12 protein-coding genes and 1 pseudogene are annotated in these 17,429 nt (G+C 67.6%); 10 read left to right on the top strand and 3 right to left on the bottom strand.

Translation table 11 applies throughout. From position 1 onward, the window contains the following. The first annotated feature begins 767 nt into the window (after window positions 1-767). The 7 genes from DZC52_RS10070 (at window position 768) to DZC52_RS10100 (ending at window position 9,488) form a co-directional block, all read left to right on the top strand. Window positions 768-1,865 (top strand): DUF2891 domain-containing protein, encoded by a 1,098-nt coding sequence (locus DZC52_RS10070; protein ID WP_116651023.1) that lies wholly within the window; start codon window positions 768-770, stop codon window positions 1,863-1,865. After that, a complete protein-coding gene (locus DZC52_RS10075; protein WP_116651024.1) occupies window positions 1,862-2,935 on the top strand; it encodes a tetratricopeptide repeat protein in 1,074 nt (357 codons plus the stop codon). Before DZC52_RS10070 ends, DZC52_RS10075 begins: the two co-directional genes overlap by 4 nt. Before the next feature lie 162 nt (window positions 2,936-3,097). Then, window positions 3,098-5,296 (top strand): TonB-dependent siderophore receptor, encoded by a 2,199-nt coding sequence (locus tag DZC52_RS10080; RefSeq protein WP_116651025.1) that lies wholly within the window; start codon window positions 3,098-3,100, stop codon window positions 5,294-5,296. A 17-nt stretch (window positions 5,297-5,313) separates the two neighbouring features. After that, window positions 5,314-5,916 (top strand): DUF3325 family protein, encoded by a 603-nt coding sequence (locus tag DZC52_RS10085; RefSeq protein WP_116651026.1) that lies wholly within the window; start codon window positions 5,314-5,316, stop codon window positions 5,914-5,916. Further along, window positions 5,913-7,397: a PepSY-associated TM helix domain-containing protein gene (locus DZC52_RS10090; RefSeq protein WP_116651027.1), complete on the top strand. Its 1,485-nt coding sequence runs from the start codon at window positions 5,913-5,915 to the stop codon at window positions 7,395-7,397. Before DZC52_RS10085 ends, DZC52_RS10090 begins: the two co-directional genes overlap by 4 nt. Window positions 7,398-7,440: 43 nt before the next feature. After that, entirely contained in the window at window positions 7,441-8,439 is a 999-nt protein-coding gene (locus DZC52_RS10095) for a hypothetical protein (RefSeq protein WP_147307653.1), read from the top strand. A 65-nt stretch (window positions 8,440-8,504) separates the two neighbouring features. Then, the gene (locus DZC52_RS10100) at window positions 8,505-9,488 is read left to right on the top strand and encodes a paraquat-inducible protein A (RefSeq protein ID WP_116651029.1); all 984 of its coding nucleotides are present in this window, start codon (window positions 8,505-8,507) and stop codon (window positions 9,486-9,488) included. Window positions 9,489-9,495: 7 nt separating this feature from the next. On the opposite strand, the gene DZC52_RS10105 is transcribed toward DZC52_RS10100, so the two are convergent. After that, complete coding sequence (locus DZC52_RS10105; RefSeq protein ID WP_116651030.1) at window positions 9,496-10,653, bottom strand: DUF819 family protein; 1,158 nt, start codon at window positions 10,651-10,653, stop codon at window positions 9,496-9,498. Window positions 10,654-10,870: 217 nt separating this feature from the next. Continuing rightward, window positions 10,871-12,982 (bottom strand): alpha/beta hydrolase, encoded by a 2,112-nt coding sequence (locus DZC52_RS10110; protein WP_181918892.1) that lies wholly within the window; start codon window positions 12,980-12,982, stop codon window positions 10,871-10,873. Between the two features lie 138 nt (window positions 12,983-13,120). Between DZC52_RS10110 and DZC52_RS10115 the strand changes: the two genes are divergently transcribed. Further along, window positions 13,121-13,564 (top strand): hypothetical protein, encoded by a 444-nt coding sequence (locus DZC52_RS10115; RefSeq protein ID WP_116651032.1) that lies wholly within the window; start codon window positions 13,121-13,123, stop codon window positions 13,562-13,564. On the opposite strand, the gene DZC52_RS10120 is transcribed toward DZC52_RS10115, so the two are convergent. Next, complete coding sequence (locus DZC52_RS10120; RefSeq protein WP_116651033.1) at window positions 13,561-14,124, bottom strand: DJ-1 family glyoxalase III; 564 nt, start codon at window positions 14,122-14,124, stop codon at window positions 13,561-13,563. The genes DZC52_RS10115 and DZC52_RS10120 overlap by 4 nt on opposite strands. A gap of 289 nt (window positions 14,125-14,413) precedes the next feature. Between DZC52_RS10120 and DZC52_RS10125 the strand changes: the two are divergent. After that, window positions 14,414-16,426 (top strand): annotated as a pseudogene (locus DZC52_RS10125) (S9 family peptidase); the annotation flags it as partial. Between the two features lie 153 nt (window positions 16,427-16,579). After that, entirely contained in the window at window positions 16,580-17,140 is a 561-nt protein-coding gene (locus DZC52_RS15975) for a DUF3108 domain-containing protein (protein WP_484444060.1), read from the top strand. Window positions 17,141-17,429: the final 289 nt, after the last annotated feature.

The following is a 17,429-nucleotide window of genomic DNA, read 5'->3' on the forward strand; positions in this document are numbered from 1 at the left end:
TTTTCCAGAGCGAAAAAAGTCACCAAAAATCGCTCTTCAAAGTCAAAGTCCCACGCTCGGTTGGTTCGGTTCTTGGAGGACTGTGGGGGCTGGCCCCTTCGGGGCGGTGGCTTCGCGAAGCATCCGTCGGAGGATCCGGTGGCTTTAGCGGGGTTGGGGCGAAGCCGGCACGAGGACGGCGCGGCTCCGAGGAGTGGCTTCGGGTCGCTCGGGGTGTCTTGGGATTCGTGGAGGCCCCTTGGGCCGTAACGGATCGTCCGATGCGTTGCGCTTCGCATCACGCATCCCACCCTACGTCTCCAAACGCTCGCAGCTGGCGGGCGCGAAGCGCGCGGTGTAACCGATCCCGAGCGCCAGCCTGCAATTCCTCCCATGGCCACTTTCGGGAATTATCCGGGGCACTACGCGACCAGCCGGGCTGTCGCGAAGCCCGCCCACCGAAGGGGCCAGCCCCCGCAATTAGCGAGTTCCTGGCCAATCGAGCGTTGGACTTTGACTTTAAAGAGCGCTTTTGCTTACTTTTGCCGCGACTGGCAAAAGTGAGTCGCCGCAAGACCCCGCGAAGCGGGCCCGGGCGAAACGCCTTTGACTTGTCGAGACCCCACACCGACCGGTGTCACGGCCCCGACCCACGCCGCCAAGGCCCAACGCGCCGAACCAAAAAAGCCAACAAACCAACAAACCAACAAACCAAGGAGCGAACGAACGCGGCGGCGAAGCCGCCGCATGCGCTAAGCTGCTCCCATGCACCACCCCGAGGACCTCCAATGCACGCACTCGCCCGCCTCTCGACCCTCCTGCTCGTCACCCTGATGGCCGCGGCCCCTGGGCACGGCGCGGCGCAGGAGCGCCTGGACGCCGACACGGCAGGGCGCTTCGCTGCGCTGGCGCTCGACTGCGTGGACCAGGAGTATCCCAACCTCATCCACCACGTCATGACCGGCGACGACGACGTCGGGCCGCCGCGTGAGCTGACGCCGGCCTTCTACGGCTGCTTCGACTGGCATTCCTCGGTTCACGGCCACTGGCTCCTGGTGCGCCTGACGCGGCTGTTTCCCGAGGCGGACTTTGCCCAAACGGCCCGGGAGAAGCTGGCGGCCAACCTGACCGAAGCCAAGCTGCTGGCCGAGGCGGCCTACATGGCGCCGGAAGAGCGCGACGGCTTCGAGCGGCCCTACGGCCTGGCCTGGCTGCTGCAGCTGGCGACCGAGCTCGATCAGTGGAACGACGAGCAGGCGAAGCGATGGCGCGAGTGGCTGCGCCCCGTCGAAGAGATCGCGGTGCGACGGCTGACCGAGTGGATTCCCAAGCTGCACTACCCGATCCGCATCGGCGAGCACGACCAGACCGCCTTCGCCTTCGGGCTCGTGCTCGACTATGCCCGCCAGGTCGAGAACGAAGCGCTGGCCTCTGTCGTCGAGGATGCCGCGCTCGATTTCTACCGCGACGACCGCGATTGCCCGCTGGCCTACGAGCCCTCGGGACACGACTTTCTCTCGCCCTGCCTGGCCGAGGCGGATTTCATGCGTCGGGTGATGCCCGCCGACGAGTTCGCCGCCTGGCTGGAGGGCTTCCTGCCGCAGATCGGCAGCGACGACTGGCTGCCGGTCGCGGTGGTCACCGACCGGTCCGACGGCAAGCTCTCGCACATCGACGGGCTCAATCTCTCGCGGGCCTGGATGCTCGACGGCATCGCCGCGGGCCTGCCCGACGACGATCCGCGCCGCGAGATCCTGCAGTCGGCCGCCGCGCGCCACGCCGAGGCGGGCCTGGCGGGTGTCAGCGACAAACACTATGCCGGCGGGCACTGGCTGGCCAGTTTTGCTGTCTACCTGATGAGTCAACGCGGAATCGACGACGAATGAACTGGCTGATCGGATCACTCCTGGCCGCGACGGTCGCCTCGGGCGAGGCCTTGCCGCCCGAACCGGGCGAGGTCATGGCCATCCCGCCGCAGCTGGCCGAGCGAACCCACGAGGCGGTGATCTCGGCCACGCCCGACCGGGCCGAGCGCCTCGACAAGCTGGTCGATTTCCTGCACAGCCATCACGGGCTGAATTTCAGTTACAGCGCGCTGCCGACGCGTTCGGTGGCGGAGACCTACGCCGCCGGCGAGGGCAACTGCCTGTCGTTCACACTGACCTTCATCGCGCTGGCCCGCCGGGCCGGCTTGACGGCCTATCCGCGCGAGGTGCGGGTGCGCGACCAGTGGCGGCGCGAAGGCTCGGCCATCCTGAGCATCGGGCACGTCAACATCGGCGTGGACACGCCGCAGCGCAACGCCATCGTCGATTTCGAGCCGGACCTGATGGAAGCCCAGCGCCTGGCGCATCCCTTTCGCGGCCGGCGCATCAGCGACGAGCGGGCGCTGGCGCACTTCTACAACAACCGCGCCGCCGAGTTGCTGGTGGCCGGAAATACCGAGGCGGCAGGGCCCTGGGTGACGCAGGCGCTCGAGCTGGATCGGGAATTCGCCGCGGCCTGGATCACGCGCGGCGTGCTGGCGCGCCGGCAGGGTGAACCGGAAGCGGCCGAGAACGACTTCCTCAAGGCGCTCGAACTGGACGAACGCTCGCTCAACGCCCTGGTCAACCTGGTCAGCCTCAAGCGCGAAACCGGCGAACGCGAGGACATGATCCGATACGGCCGGCGGCTGGAGGACCTGTCTCCCGACGATCCCTACTTCCTGTGGGAACTGGGCCGCTTTCAGCGCGAGCTGGGCGAACTGGCCCTGGCACGCCGGGCCTTCGAGCGCGCCGTGCGCCTGACCGAAGGCGAGGACCCGGAGCTGCTCGCGGGCCTGGCCGAGCTGCTCTTCGAGATGGGCGAGCGCGAGGACGCCCGCCGCTACCTCGCGCAGTCCATCGCCATCATCCCCGCCGACGACGCCGGAGACACGCTCGAGCGCCTGCTGCGCCTGAAGAAGCGGCTCTAGCCATCGCCACTGTTCGGCCGCGCACTTCTGGTGAACGCGGCCGGCTCCCCCTGTGTGATTCTGCTCCGCAATCCGGGCGAGGCCTGGCCTCCTATTGCTTATAAGAATTATTCGCATTAACATTTGCGCGCTTCCCATTCACCACAGATCGCGCAACCGACAATGCAAAAGCCCCGAATCAACCCGCTTCGCACCGCCCTGCTGGCCCTCCTCTCCGCCGGTTTCCTGAGCGCCCAGCCGCTGATGGCCCAGGACGCCGCCGAGCAGGACCAGGATCGTCGCTCCGAAACCCCCGGCTCTGAAACCAACGAGGAAGACGCCGAACTCGACCGCCTGACCGTGGTCGGCCGGCTGACGCGCTATTCGGCGCTGAAGTCCGACACGCCGATCATGGAAACCGCCCGCTCGGTCTCGATCGAAACCGAGCGCGACATCGAGAACAAGGGCGCGCTCGAGCTGGCCGACATCTACCAGTACTCGGCCGGTGTGTTCGGCGAGGTCTACGGCTTTGCCACCCGCGGCGACTGGGTTCGCGTGCGCGGCCTCGACGTGCCCGAGTATCGCGACAGCCTGCAGGCCCTGTTCGGCAACTACAACAACGCCCGGCCGCATCCCTACTCGATCGAGCAGGTCGAGATCCTCAAGGGGCCGGCATCGGTGCTCTATGGCCAGGGTTCGCCCGGCGGCCTGGTCAACGTGGTCACCAAGCGCCCGCGCATCGACCTGCAGCCCGAGGTGGTCTTCCAGTACGGCAGCAACGACTACATGCAGGTGGCCACCGACTTCGGCGGTGCGCTCAACGAGTCCGGTTCGCTGATCTACCGCGTCACCGCGGTGGGCCGTGACGCCGACACCATGGTTGACTACGTCGCCAACGACACCACCCTGATCGCGCCCTCGCTGACCTGGTCGCCGTCGCCGATGACCAACATCACCCTGCTCGGCAGCGTGCAGCGCTCGCGCGGCCAGGCCGGCGCCCAGTTCGTACCGGTGCAGGGTACGCTCACGCCCGCGCCCAACGGCGAGTTCATCGACGAAAGCTTCTTTGCCGGTGAACCGGGCTTCGACCGCTACGACACCGACACCGATTCGATCACCCTGCTGGCCGATCACGTGTTCAACGCCACCTGGTCGATGGAAGTCACGGGCCGCTGGACCGAGGGCAGCGCGGACTACCGTCAGGCCTGGCCGTCCTTCATTCCCGGCCGCTACGTCTACAACCCCGACGGCAGCCTCTACCAGAACGGCACCGTGCCGCGCACCTGGTATGTCAGCGACGCCAGTTCCGAACAGATGGCGTTGGATACCCGCCTGCGTGCCGACTTCTTCACCGGGGAGCTGCAGCACGAGCTGATGATCGGCGCCCAGTACCAGGACGTCACCACCGACAACGACTCCGGATCGGCCTACGCCCTGGGCCTGGACCTGGCCACCGGCCGGCCCGACGGCAACTTCGGCGATGAATACTGGATCAACCTGTTCGATCCGGTCTACGGCGACATCCCGCCCGAGGCGCTGCTGCAGCAGTTCGTCTCCGACGGTCCCGAAGCCAATACGAAAGATCGCGGCCTGTACATCAACGACCAGGTCAGCATCGGCAATTGGCGCATCACCGCCGGCCTGCGCTACGACGACGTGAGCACCGATACCGGCACGCAATCGCAGGACGACGATGCTTTCAGCTACAGCTTCGGCGCGCTGTATCGATTCGACAACGGCCTGGCCCCCTACGCCAGCTACGCCGAGTCCTTCGAGCCGGTCGTCGGCGTCGACAGCATCACCGGCGAGCCCTTCGACCCGCAGGAAGGACGCCAGTACGAGATCGGCATCAAGTACCAGCCGCGCGGCATCCCGGGCCAGGTGACGGTTTCGGCCTTCGACATCGAGCAGACCAACCTGCCCAACCCCAACAGCCAGCCGGGGCAGTTCTCGCAGCAGGAAGGGGCGGCCGAGATCCGCGGCGTCGAGATCGAATCGGTGCTGCGCCTGGGCGAATTCACGGTCGAGGCCAACGCCAGCCGGATCAGCACGGAAAACGCCGCCGGCTTCCGTTTCCAGGGCGTGCCGCGCGACCAGGCTTCGACCTGGCTGGGCTGGCAGCCCGACGGCGCCCTGTCCGGCTTCACCGCCGGCTTCGGAGCCCGCTACGTCAGCGAAACCTGGGACGGCTACGACGACATCCGCACGCCCGGCTATACCCTGTACGACCTGATGCTCGGCTACGAGACGGGCGATTGGCGGTTCCGCGTGAACGCGCGCAACCTCACCGACAAGCAGTACCTGGCCTCCTGCCTGGCCCGCGGCGACTGCTTCTTCGGCGAGCGCCGCACGGTGGTGGGCACCGTCGCCTACCGCTTCTGATTCCGGACTGAACGCCGATGACGCTCGCTTTCGCCATCCTGATCACCCTCGCCGGGACCCTCGCCCTGCGGCTGGCCTGGCGCCGGGGCCGTCAGCAGCAAGTCCGCCAGCAGCTCGTCCTGCGATGGGCCGGCTGGTTGTTGCTGGCCGCGGCCCTGGTCCCCTGGGTGGCGACGGGCGGCGGCGACCGCGGCGTCGCCCTGGGCATCGGCGTGGTCATGCTGGCCGGCCTCGCGCTGGCCCTCGTCGAGGGCTGGCGCGCCTGGCGGGCGCCGGCGCGACGACGGCGCGAACGCCAGACGCGCAGCGAGCTGCCCCGGGCACCGTCCCGGGGCCTTGCGCTCCTGCTGCGCCGGGCCTGGATCTTCTGCCTGTCCGGCCTGCTGGCCCTGGCCGCCGCCCTTGCCGTCGGCCTGGCCTTGTGGGTCTGCCTGGCGCGCGCCGGGATGAATGACGCCAATGTGCTGGCCGTGGCCATGCTGGCGGTGCCCGTCGCCTGGGCGGTGCTCGCCACCCTGGCGACCATGGAAGCGGGACTGGGCAAGCGCACGCTGCTGGTGACCGCGCCCGGTCTGGTCGGAGCCGCCGCAACGCTCGCACTGGCAGGAGGGCTTTCGTGAACCTCAAGTGGTCCCGCCTGCCTTCCGGCCTGGTCTCGAGCATGCTTTCCGGCCACCTCACGCTGGGCCTGGCCGCCAGTGCCCTGCTCTACATCCTGTGCCTGACCGGCACCGCGATGGTCTTCCACGAGGAGTTCGCGCGCTGGGAGCAGCCGCAGGTGCCCGAGATGGACTCCGTGGCGCCGGCCGCCGCGGCCCGGGCCGCGCAATCCGTCCTGTCCGAACTGGAAGAAGCACCGCACCACTTCTACGTGGGCCTGCCCACGCCGACCAATCCGCGCCTTTGGGTGGCCACCAGCGAGCGCACCTGGTTCGCCGATTCCCAGGGCAGCATCGTCGTCGAGGCCGACCACGAGTGGGCGCACTTCCTCGAGAAGATCCACTATTACCTGACCCTGCCGACTTTGCCCGGCCTGACCCTGGTCGGCATACTGGGCGTGCTCATGGCCGGGCTGTGCCTGTCGGGCCTGCTGGCCCACCCGCGGCTCTTCCGCGACGCCTTCCGCCTGCGCCTGAAGTCGAGCCGACGGCTCGTCCAGGCCGACCTGCACAACCGGCTCAGCGTCTGGGCCTTCCCCTTCCATCTGGTCATCGCCCTGACGGGTGCCGCGCTCGGCTTGTCACTGCTGGTCGCCGCGGTCTTCGCACCGGTGGTCAACGACGGCGAAACCGCGACGTTCTTCGACCCGATCTTCGGCAGCGAGGTCGAGGGTGCCGACACGCCCGCCCCGCTGGCCGATATCGAAGCGGCCCTGGTCAATTTCGAGCGGGCCCACCCCGACGTTCGCGCCTGGGTGATCAGCTTTCACGATCCCGCCACCGAAGGACAGAGCGCCGAGATCCTGGCCTACCACCCGCGCCGACTGATCTTCGGCGACTACGTCGGATTCGATGCGGCGGGCAGGCTTGGCGAATGGACGGGCCTGTCGGACGGTGAGATCGGCCAGCAGGTGGTCGCCTCGCTCTACCCGCTGCACTTCGGTTCCTTCGGGGGCCTGCCGGTCAAGATTCTCTACGGGCTGCTGGGCCTGGCGGCCTGCAGCGTGGTCGCCACCGGCCTCAATATCTGGCTGGTCAAGCGGCGGCAGTCGGGCCGGCCGGTTCCCGCCTTCGAGCGGGCCTGGACCGCCACGGTCTGGGGTGCGCCGCTGGCGCTGTCCGCCGTGGCCTTAGCCGACCTGGCCGTCACCCGCGAACTGCCCTGGCTGATCGCCCTGTTCTGGACGCTCCAGCTGGGCCTGATCGCGCTTGCCATGACGATTCCCGGCCTGATCGGCAAAAGAAGACTGCTGTGGGCGACGACCGCCGTGCTGCTGCTCACGCTCGGCTGGCACTCGCCGGACCTCGTCACCGGCCCGGCCAATCCGGCCGCCTGGGGCGTCAGCCTGGCCCTGCTGGCCGCGGCCGTGATCCTCGGCCGGATGGGGCTGAGGGAATCCGGCCGAGCCGGCGACGATCGTGTGTCAGGATCGGGCGCCTGATTGCGTAGGATGGGGCAGGTTTCAACCAGCCCCTTTGATCGCCATGCAACAGACTCTTCGCAAGCCCGGCTTCGGCGAGCGCCTCAAGCAGCTCGCCTACCTGCTCAAACACACCTTCACCATCGTCGGCCGCGACCCGGGCATCGTGCGGCCCTGGATCCGCATGACGATCTACGGGCTGGTGCTCACCTGCCTGTTCTTCGGCGCCATCACCGCCTTCGTCGTCGGCGCCACCGGCACCGGCCTGTTGCTGTTGCTCGCCTCGATCCTGCTCTTCATCTACCGCTACTTCTTCGACACGCGCCAAGAGCTGCGGCAGGCCTGGCTGGTCAGCGAAGCGCTCAAGGGCGAGAAGCATTCGGCCGCGGAGGCCGGCGCAAGGGTCGGGCAACTGGCCTGGACGGCGCGCAAGATCGCCCTGATCGACATGCTCGTCGCCTGGTTGATGTCGATGTCCAGGAGCTCCGGCAAGGTGGGCTTCCTGGTGCGCCTGATCATGAAGGGCCTGGAGGAGGTCTGGGACCTGGTCAACAACTACCTGCTGCCGTCGGCGGCGGTCGACGGCTACGGCATCCGCGACGGCGTCTCGCGCATGGGCACGCTCAAGGACAACGTGCCCGAAACCCTGGCCGGCGTGTTCGGCATCGATATTGCCGCGCGCGCGGTCGGCAGCATCATGGCGCCGGTCTACTTCGTGCTCTTCGTCGGCGCACTGGCCGTGGGGCTGTGGGTGGGCGACGCCGTGCCCGCCTTCTACGCCGGCGACGCCCGGGAGCTCCTGAACAACGTGGAGGCCGGCTTCCTGCCCGAGGAGATGCACTTCTCCTGGCTGCCGCTGCTGGTCGCCATCTGGCTGGGAAAGCTCGGCGGTGTGGTGCTCGACCGCCTGACCAACTCGGTGAAGGTCATCTACTTCTCGATCTTCTACATGCGCATCACCCACGCCGAGGACATCGTGCCCGAGATTCGCGGCGAACTCGACGCCTACCTGCGCATGGAGGCCGAGGACCCGGCGCCGGTGGCCGAGCCGTCGGCCCGATAGCGCTTGGCGGGAGCGGGCGGGACGGCTAAGCTGGGCCGTCTTTCCCGCTTCGAGGCCGCCCGCAAGTGTCCGGATCCGAGCGAAGCCCGCTCTTTCGAGAGCATCCCCGCCGCTTCGACGTGCCCCTGCTGATTGCCGCCTCGGCGGTCACGCTGGTGGTGGGCCTGTTCATGCCCATCGTGCGCATCGAATCGACCCTCGCTTCGGACTCGTCGTATTCGATCATGGGTGGCATTGCCGGCTACTTCGGTGACGGCAAGCTTTTCATCGGCTCGATCATCCTGCTGTTCTCCTGCGTCTTTCCGGGCGTGAAGCTGGCCGCGCTGGGCTGGTTGTGGTTTGCGCCGACGGTGCGTGAGAACCGGCGCCGGAGTCTTCGCATCATCGAGCCACTGGGCAAGTGGTCGATGCTCGACGTGTTGGTCGTGATCCTGTTCGCCGGGGCGGTGAAGCTGGGCCTGATCGCCGACGCCACCGTGCTCGACGGCGCCTACGTGTTCGCCGCCGCGATCCTGCTTTCGATGATCGTGGTGATGCTGATCGCCGGCATCGCCGGACCGGAACACCGCTACCTGTCCTCCCCGCGCAAGCGTTCCTTCCTGCTGCCGCTGCTGGCCCTCGCCAGCCTTTTGCTGCTGGCCGCCGGCCTGGCGTTGCCGATGATGAAAGTGGAGAAGTGGCTGCTCTGGCAGGAAAGCTACTCGGTACTGTCCGGCGCACTCAAGCTGGTGGCCGACGGCGAAGTGCTGCTGGCGGCGGGTTTTTTCCTGTTCGTGATCGTGCTGCCGATGCTGGTCCAGCTGGCGCTGGTCGTACTCTCGCTCGTGCAGCTCTTCGGCAACGGCAGCCAGCGGGCGATCGCCGCGCTGATCGAATTCCAGCGCTGGGCCATGGTCGACGTCTTCGCCCTGGCCCTGTGCATCGGCCTGATCCGCCTGGCCGACATGGCGACCATCGAGCCCAGGATCGGCCTCTATTGCTTCACCGCCGCCGTCGTGCTGACCCCGATCGTCTCGTTCTGGCTACGCGCCCTGCACAAGCGAAAATAGCGGACCGTCAACTGCCGACCCATTGACACAATTGGGCGGTCAGGATCGCGAGGTAGTTGCCAAGCGCATAGCCGATCAGGGCCATGAGGATGGCGACCGGCACCAGGGCCTCGCGGTGATAGGCGGCGACCACGGGCGCCGAGGCGGCGCCTCCGACGTTGGCGGCCGAGGCGATGGCGGCCGAATGCACGTCCACACGGAACAGCCAGGCACCGAACAGGCAGAAGGCGCCGTGGATGAAGATCCAGATGTAGGCGCCCAGGACGAACAGCGGGGCCTGGTCGAAGCCGGCCAGGGACGCGCGCGCGCCCATGCCCGCCACGAAAACGTAGATGATGGCCATCGCCAGGGCGTGCGAACCGGGAATGCCGCGCACCGGCGTGGCCGACAGCGCCAGGGCGAAGGTGGTCACCAGCAGCACCGTCCAGGTCGAGGTGGTGAGCACCTCGCCGACTTCGGGCAGCAGGGGCGCGACGAACTTCGCCGCCGCGGAAACCAGCAGCGCCCAGAAGAGGAGATAGAGATAGTCCTGCATGCGCGGGACTTCTTCCTTGCGGGCCTCCTGGGCGGCGGCGGTTTCCATCCGCTCGATGCGCTCGGCGGGCACCTTGGCCCAGCGGTTGAAACGGTCCGCGAAGGCCTTGGAGCCGAGCAGGATGGGCAGCCAGATCACGTAGACCAGGTTGTCGGCGAGCACCGCCAGGCCGAGCATCTCCGGCGGCGTCTCCAGCGCGCCGGCCACGCCGGCCATGTTGCCGGTCCCGCCGATCCAGCTGCCGGCCAGGGCGCCGTAGCCCTTCCAGGCTTCCGGGTCGAGACCGCCGTGGACGATGGCGTAGGACACCACGCCGCCGACCACGATGCCCACCGTGCCCAGCAGCATGACCAACACGCCCTTGCCCATGATGCGGACCGCCGAGGGCACGTTGACGTTGAACAGCATCAGCGCGATGAACACCGGCAGGGCGTAGCCGCCCAGGCCGCCGTAGACCGGCGAGTCGGAGGGGATGAAGCCGACATTGTTGAGCACCACCGGCGTGGCGTAGATGAACAGCAGCGGCGGGAAGTAGTTGAAGCCCTTCCAGCCCGTCCTCTGCTCGAGGTAGAAGAACAGGGCGGCTACCCCGACCAGCACGGTCAGCACGGCCATCGGCGATTCGATCATCGTTCCCTCTTTCGTTCGTGCAGCCGGCCCAGTCTAACGGCTACGGTCCCAGCGAAACACGGGTTCGGTGTTCCGGGTTGCCGAAGGCGCATCGGTGGGGGCCGGGACGCCGACCGCCGCATTGACGCGGCGCAGCCGCCCCGCAACGGCAAGCGGCTGCCGCCCGAACCCCGAACCCGGAACCCCGAACCCCTTCCTTCCTGTTTCAGGCCAGCTCCTAGATCGGCCAAAGATCCCAGACCAGCCCGAAGATCGACAGGCTGATCGTCCCCAGCGCCACCAGGATCAGCCCGATCCGGCTGGCCGGTGCGATGTTGCCGCGGTAGCGCCAGGCCTGGACCAGCCCGGCCAGGCCGAGCAGGCCGGCGAGCGGACCGAACCACGCAATCGCGCCCGCCCAGGAAACCAGGCCGAAGAGCATCATGGGCTCGGCGACTTCCACGGTTGCCTGCACAGCCGCGCCGAGTCCGCCAGCGTAGACCGCCGCCGAGACCGTCGCGAGCCAGACGATCAGGCGCGTGCTGCCGGCCGCCTCGAGGCGCCGGCCGTTGAGACGTCGTGCCAGCCAGGCCAGCAGGATGACCACCAGGCCGAGCGCCGACAGCGCGGCGGAGACCCCGCCCCAGGCCATGTGCGCCTTGAATCGCTTCTCGTGATCCTCGCTGAGCACGACGCCCTCGATGGCCGCGCGCGTGGCGTAATGCGGGGCGATGTACTCGGCCGCCTCCTCGCCTTCCTCCACGCATTCCATGTCCAGCTCGGCGCTGGGGTCGTCGTAGAAGCCGTTGAGGAATTCGCCGGCGCAGTCGAGCGAGCGCGTGGGGCCGTGGCCCGCATGCGGGAACACCACCAGCCGGCCGTTGCTGAAGCCGGGCATGATGGCCTCGGCCAGAGGCACAGGCGTGATCGGATCCCAGGCGCCGTTGGCCACCACCACGGGCAGGTCGGTTCCGACCAGTTCGAACTGGGCGGGATCGCGCGGCGCCAGGCCGACCTCGCGGCACAGGGCGGGGGCGTCCTCGATCACTTCGAGCGCCCCGAAGGCGCGCGCCAGGGTGGGATAGTCGCGGAAGTCGTCCGGCGCCGATTCGGCCCAGCGGTCGACGTAGCCGTCCAGGCAGCGCACGGCCACGGACATGCCCATGCTCACGCCGGGGCCGCCGTCGAAGTCGGCCAGGGCCAGCGCCCGGAAGAAGGTCTCGTCCTCGTCCTCGACGACGCGCGTCAGCCCTTCGATGATGGCCGGAACGGCCGGGTGCTTGGACTGCTCGTAGAGCAGGCTGAAGGGCAATCCGGCGATGATGTCGGCGAAGAACCAGGTTTCACCGTCGGGGTATCGCTCGCCCTCGGGCACCTCGACGCGGACCGGGTTCTCGGTCATGTTGGCGATCGCCGCGCGGTAGCGGCGCTCGAGTCCGTCGAAGGCCTCGGCGCAGTCCGGCTGCTCCTGGCAGGCGGCGAACAGGCGATCGAGGTTCTGCTCGTGCCAGTGCGGAATGCGCATCAAATCGCGCAGGTCCAGGGGCACGATGGCGTCGATGACCGCCGCCCGGATGCCCTCGGGGTCGACCTTCATGTAGGCCTGCCCGAGGACTGAACCGTAGGAAATCCCCCAGACGTTCCAGTCGCTCAGACCGAGCGCCATGCGCAGCGCCTTGACGTCGCGGGCGTTCTCGAAAGTGTGGTAGCCGGTCACGTCGACGCCGCGCGCCTTCGCGCCCTCGATGCACGCGCGAGCCTGCTCGAACATGGCGCGCTGGCTGTCGACGTAATTGTCGGCCTGGAAATCGCCGCGGTTGCGGTCGGCGAAGAAGGGACAGAAATCGCCCGAATAGCCGATGCCGCGCTGCTCGAGGATGTAGAGGTCGCGGCCGTTGACCACGCTGTGGTCCTTGAGGCGTTCGACGTAGCCTTCCACGGCCACGCCCGGCCCGCCGGTCAGGTAGATCACCGGGTCGTCGCGAATCTCGACCTCCTTGCCGTCTTCGTCCTCGCCGCGGGCGGCGATGCGCACGAAGTGCAGTTCGATCGTGCGGCTGCCTTCGACCTCGCGGTTTTCCGGCACCTGGATGAGCCCGCACTCGATCTCGCCGGGTTCGTAGTCGATGCGGCCGCGGAACGGGCAGACCAGGGTGTCGTAGCCGCTCTGGCGCAGCCACTCGAACTCGCGCGGCGGTTCGGCGCCTTCATCGGCCCCGGTTTCGGAAGCACCCGCTTGAGCCGGCTCGGCCGCGATGGCCTCGTCGACGTCGTCGGGCGGGGCGTCGTCCTGGCGGGCGACGGCGGGCAGCGTGAGCAGGCAGGCGAGCAGCAGGATCAGGTGGCGCATGGGATTTCCCTCGGGGTGGTTCCGCAGGCCAAGAGAGTAGCGCAGTCGCATTCGGATCGTCAGTGCCGATGGTCAGGGCCTATAATGGGCAATCATGTGAATGATTGTCATTCTTTGCTGAGACCGGAGCCCGAAACCATGAAAGCACTGCCCGCCCTGCTGTTGAGTGTCGGCATGGGGTTAGGCGCCGGCGGCGCCCTGGCCCAGGACGAACCCGACATGATCGGCACCATGAGCCAGCTGCAGTTGTTCCTGCACAAGCTCAGCCTTTCGGTGGACGCCGGCAATCTCGATCTGGCCGACTTCTATGCCCACGAGCTGGAGGAAACCATCGAGGTGGCCGAATCGATCGAGTACTACCACGACATCCCCGTCGGCCGGCTGACCGGCTCGCTGCTCACGCCGACCTTCGAGTCGCTCGAAGCGGCCATCGACGGCGGCGATCCCGAAGCGGTCAAATCGAGGCTGCGCGGTGTGATCTCCTCGTGCAACGGCTGCCACGAGGCCACCGGCTACGGCTTCCTCCGCATCGCGCCCAGCGAGGCCAATCCCTACATGCAGGACTTCGCGCCCCGGGACTAGCCCCGGCGGTGCGCCGCCGGTCGCTGCAGGCCCTGCTCGACGCGGTCGCGGGTTTCCCGATCGGCGCAAAGCCCGATCAGTTCCAGCGCGAAATCCATGGCCGTGCCCGGCCCCTGCGAGGTGACGATGCGGCCGTCGACCACGATCGCTTCGTCGACGCGCTCGACATCCTCGAAGCCCTCGAGCGCGCCGGGGAAGGAAGTTGCCCTGCACCCGGCCAGCAGGCCGTGCCGCGCCAGCACCTGGGGTGCGGCGCAGATGGCCGCCAGCCAGCGGTTCTCGTCGTGCTGGCGGCGCAGCACGGCGGCCAGGACCTCGCTTTCGGCCAGGCGCTTGGCGCCGGGCAGTCCACCCGGCAGGGCAACGAGGTCGAACCGCCGATCGGCGACCTCGTCGAGGCGGGCGTCGGGCACGATCACCGTGTCGCGGCTGGCGCGGACGGGGCCGGCCGCCAGCCCGGCAACCGTCACTTCGAACCCGGCGCGCCGGAACAGGTCGATCATGGTGACCGCCTCCAGCTCTTCGCTGCCTTCCGCGATGGGAATCAGGACTCGAGTCATGACGCTACCTCCTCGGCGGTAATCGTCTCCGAGTGTAACCGGGACCACCGGCATCGCTGTGCGCCTTGTCACGTTTCGGCGTGACCAATGGGCTATTGGATGTCCATCGCGGGTGGTTTACTCTGCCGCATGCGATCGGCCGAAAGCCGTGAAGTCACGTTTCTGTCGCACGCCGTTAATGCGCCATGGCATACGAATGACGTTCCGGCCGATCCGGTTTGCCGCTTCAATGGCGACGCAATCCAAACCCAGGAGCACACACGTTATGAAACCGAGAATTCCCCTTCTGCTGGCTGGTGCAGCCGCTGCGCTCTGCAGCGTCGCGGCCCTGGCCGCCGACAAGCCGGCTTCGCTGCCTTACACGGACCAGCTGCCTCCCCTGCTCGATCGGCAGCTGTTCTTCGACGACCCCGAGATCTCGGGCGCGCAGATCTCGCCCGACGGCGAGTTCGTCACCTTCATGCGGCCCTTCGAGGGCGTGCGCAACATCTGGATCAAGGGCATCGACGAAGGCTTCGACGAAGCCCGGCCCCTGACCGACGACGATCGCCCCGTGCCCGGCTATTTCTGGAGCCGCGACGGCGAGTACGTCCTCTATGTCCAGGACAAGGGCGGCGACGAGAACTACCACGTCTGGGCCGTCGAAGCCGACGCCGAGCCCGCCGGGGACGCCGCCGTGCCCTCGGCGCGCAACCTGACCGACATCGACGGCGTGCGCGCCCAGATCTACAGCGTGCCCAAGTCGACGCCCGGCGAGATCATCGTCGGCCTCAACGACCGCGACCCGGCCCTGCACGACGTCTATCGCGTCGATATCGAGTCGGGCGAGCGCGAACTGCTGATCGAGAACACGCAGAACATCGCCGGCTGGGTCGTGGGCCTGGAAGGCGAGGTCCGCCTGGCCGTTCGCCAGACCGACGACGGCGGCACCGAGACGCTCCGAGTGACCGACGGCGAAGTGGGTGAAGCGCTCTACAAGTGCTCGTGGCGCGAGACCTGCGGCCCCAACCGCTTCCACGCCGACAACGAGCGCGTCTGGTTCCAGTCCAACAAGGGCGAGGACAACGACCTGGTCGGGCTCTACCTGATGGATGTGGAGACCGGCGAGATGGAATTCGTCGAGCGCGACCCCGAAGGCCAGGTCGACTTCGGCGGCGCCCTGTATTCCAACGCAACCGACGAACTGCTGGCCACGGTCTACGTGGGCGACGAACAACGCATCTACCCCAAGACCGAAAAGGCAGAGAAGGCGCTGGCCTTCCTGCGCGAAGAGCTTCCCAGGGGCGAACTCAGCTTCCGGCCGCAGACCAGCGACGACTCGCTGGTGCTGGTCGGCCTGTCGCGCGACGTCGATCCCGGCACCACCTACCTGTTCGACTGGGAAAACATGGAAGTCAGCGAGCTCTACCGCTCGCGCCCCGAACTGCCGGTCGAGCACATGGCCGAAATGGAGCCGATCCGCTACGAAGCGCGCGACGGACTGGAAATTCCGGCCTACCTGACCACGCCCAAGGGCGTCGAGGGTGAAAAGCTGGCTCTCGTGGCGCTGATTCACGGCGGCCCCTGGGCCCGCGACGGCTGGGGTTACGACGGGCTGGCCCAGTTCCTGGCCAACCGCGGCTACGCGGTCCTGCAGCCCAACTTCCGCGGCTCCACCGGCTACGGCAAGGCCTTCCTCAACGCCGGCAACAACGAATGGGGTGATGCCATGCAGGACGACATCACCGACGGCGTGCAGCACCTGGTCGATCAGGGCCTGGTCGATCCCGAACGCGTGTGCATCATGGGCGGCTCCTACGGCGGCTACGCCACGCTCGCCGGCATGACCTTCACGCCGGACCTCTACGCCTGCGGCGTCGACATCGTCGGGCCGTCGAACCTGATCACCCTGCTCAACTCGATTCCGCCCTACTGGGGCCCGATCCGCAGGATCTTCCTGCAGCGCATGGGCGATCCCAGCACCGAAGAAGGTCGCGAACAGCTCGAACGCCAGTCGCCGCTCAACCACGTCGACAGGATCGCCGCGCCGCTGCTGGTCATCCAGGGCGCCAATGATCCGCGCGTCAAGCAGGCTGAATCCGACCAGATCGTGGTCGCCATGCGCGAGGCCGGCCTGCCGGTCGAGTACATCGTCGCTCCCGACGAAGGCCACGGCTTCCGCGGTCGCGAAAATCGCCTGGCGATGTTCGCGCGCACCGAGGAGTTCCTGGCCGCGCACCTGGGCGGACGCTACCAGGAAGGCATGGAAGACGCCGTCGCCCAGCGTCTCGACGAGATCACGGTCGACATCGACAGCGTCGAAGTCGAGAACGTGGCCGACGAACTCGACGCCGCCAGGACCCTGCCCCTGCCCAACACCGATCCGACGCAGGTGGCCACCGGCAGCTTCGCCTACACCACCACCCTGAACCTGCAAGGCAACGAGATGGCAATGCAGGCCCAGCGCCGCATTGCCATGGAAGAAGGCGAAGACGGCCCGACCATGGTGATCACCACCGACACCTCCTCGGCCATGGGCGCGGCCAGCGACCAGATCGTCCTCGACGGCGGCTCGCTGCGCCCGATCAGCCGCAAGCTGGCCCAGGGCCCGGCGACCATCGAAGTCGAGTACGGTTCGCGCGCGGTCACCGGCACGATCAAGGCGCAGCAGGAAATCCCGATCAACATCGAGCTCGACGCCCCCGTCTACGGCGGCGACGCCGCACTCGAAGCCGTGATCCTGGGCCTTCCGCTCGAACTTGGCTACGGCACGCCGATCCGCATCGCCGAAGTCGGCATGCAACAGCGCGTCCGCTACTTCCAGCTCGAAGTGACCGGCCGCGAGTCCGTCGAAGTGCCCGCCGGCGAGCACGAAGCCTGGAAGTTGACGCTCGAGGCCCTCGACGGCGAAGGCGGCAACATGACCATGTGGGTCTCGACCGAGACGCCGAGAAAGGTACTCAAGGTCGAAGGCAAACTGCCCCCGCAGATGGGCGGCGGTGACTACACCACGGTGTATACCGGTACGGGCGAATAGACGTCGACCGGTTGATCCGATAACGAAAGAGGCCCGGTTCCGCCGGGCCTTTTTCGTTCGTTCGCTCCTTCGTTCATTCGTTCTTTCGTTCCGGCGCGTCTTGCCCTGGGGGCTTGGGTGAGGTTGGCGATACCGGTCGATGTGGGGGTCTCGACACTTCGCGGGCGTTAGTCGGGCTGGTGCCTCTGGTCGGTGTGGTGGCCTCGACAAGTCAAAGGCGTTCCGACCGGCCTGCTTCGCAGGCTCTTGCGCCGGGTAACTTTTTTCCAGAGCGAAAAAAGTCACCAAA

The organism is Wenzhouxiangella sediminis, from assembly GCF_003410055.1.
Taxonomy (GTDB): domain Bacteria; phylum Pseudomonadota; class Gammaproteobacteria; order Xanthomonadales; family Wenzhouxiangellaceae; genus Wenzhouxiangella; species Wenzhouxiangella sediminis.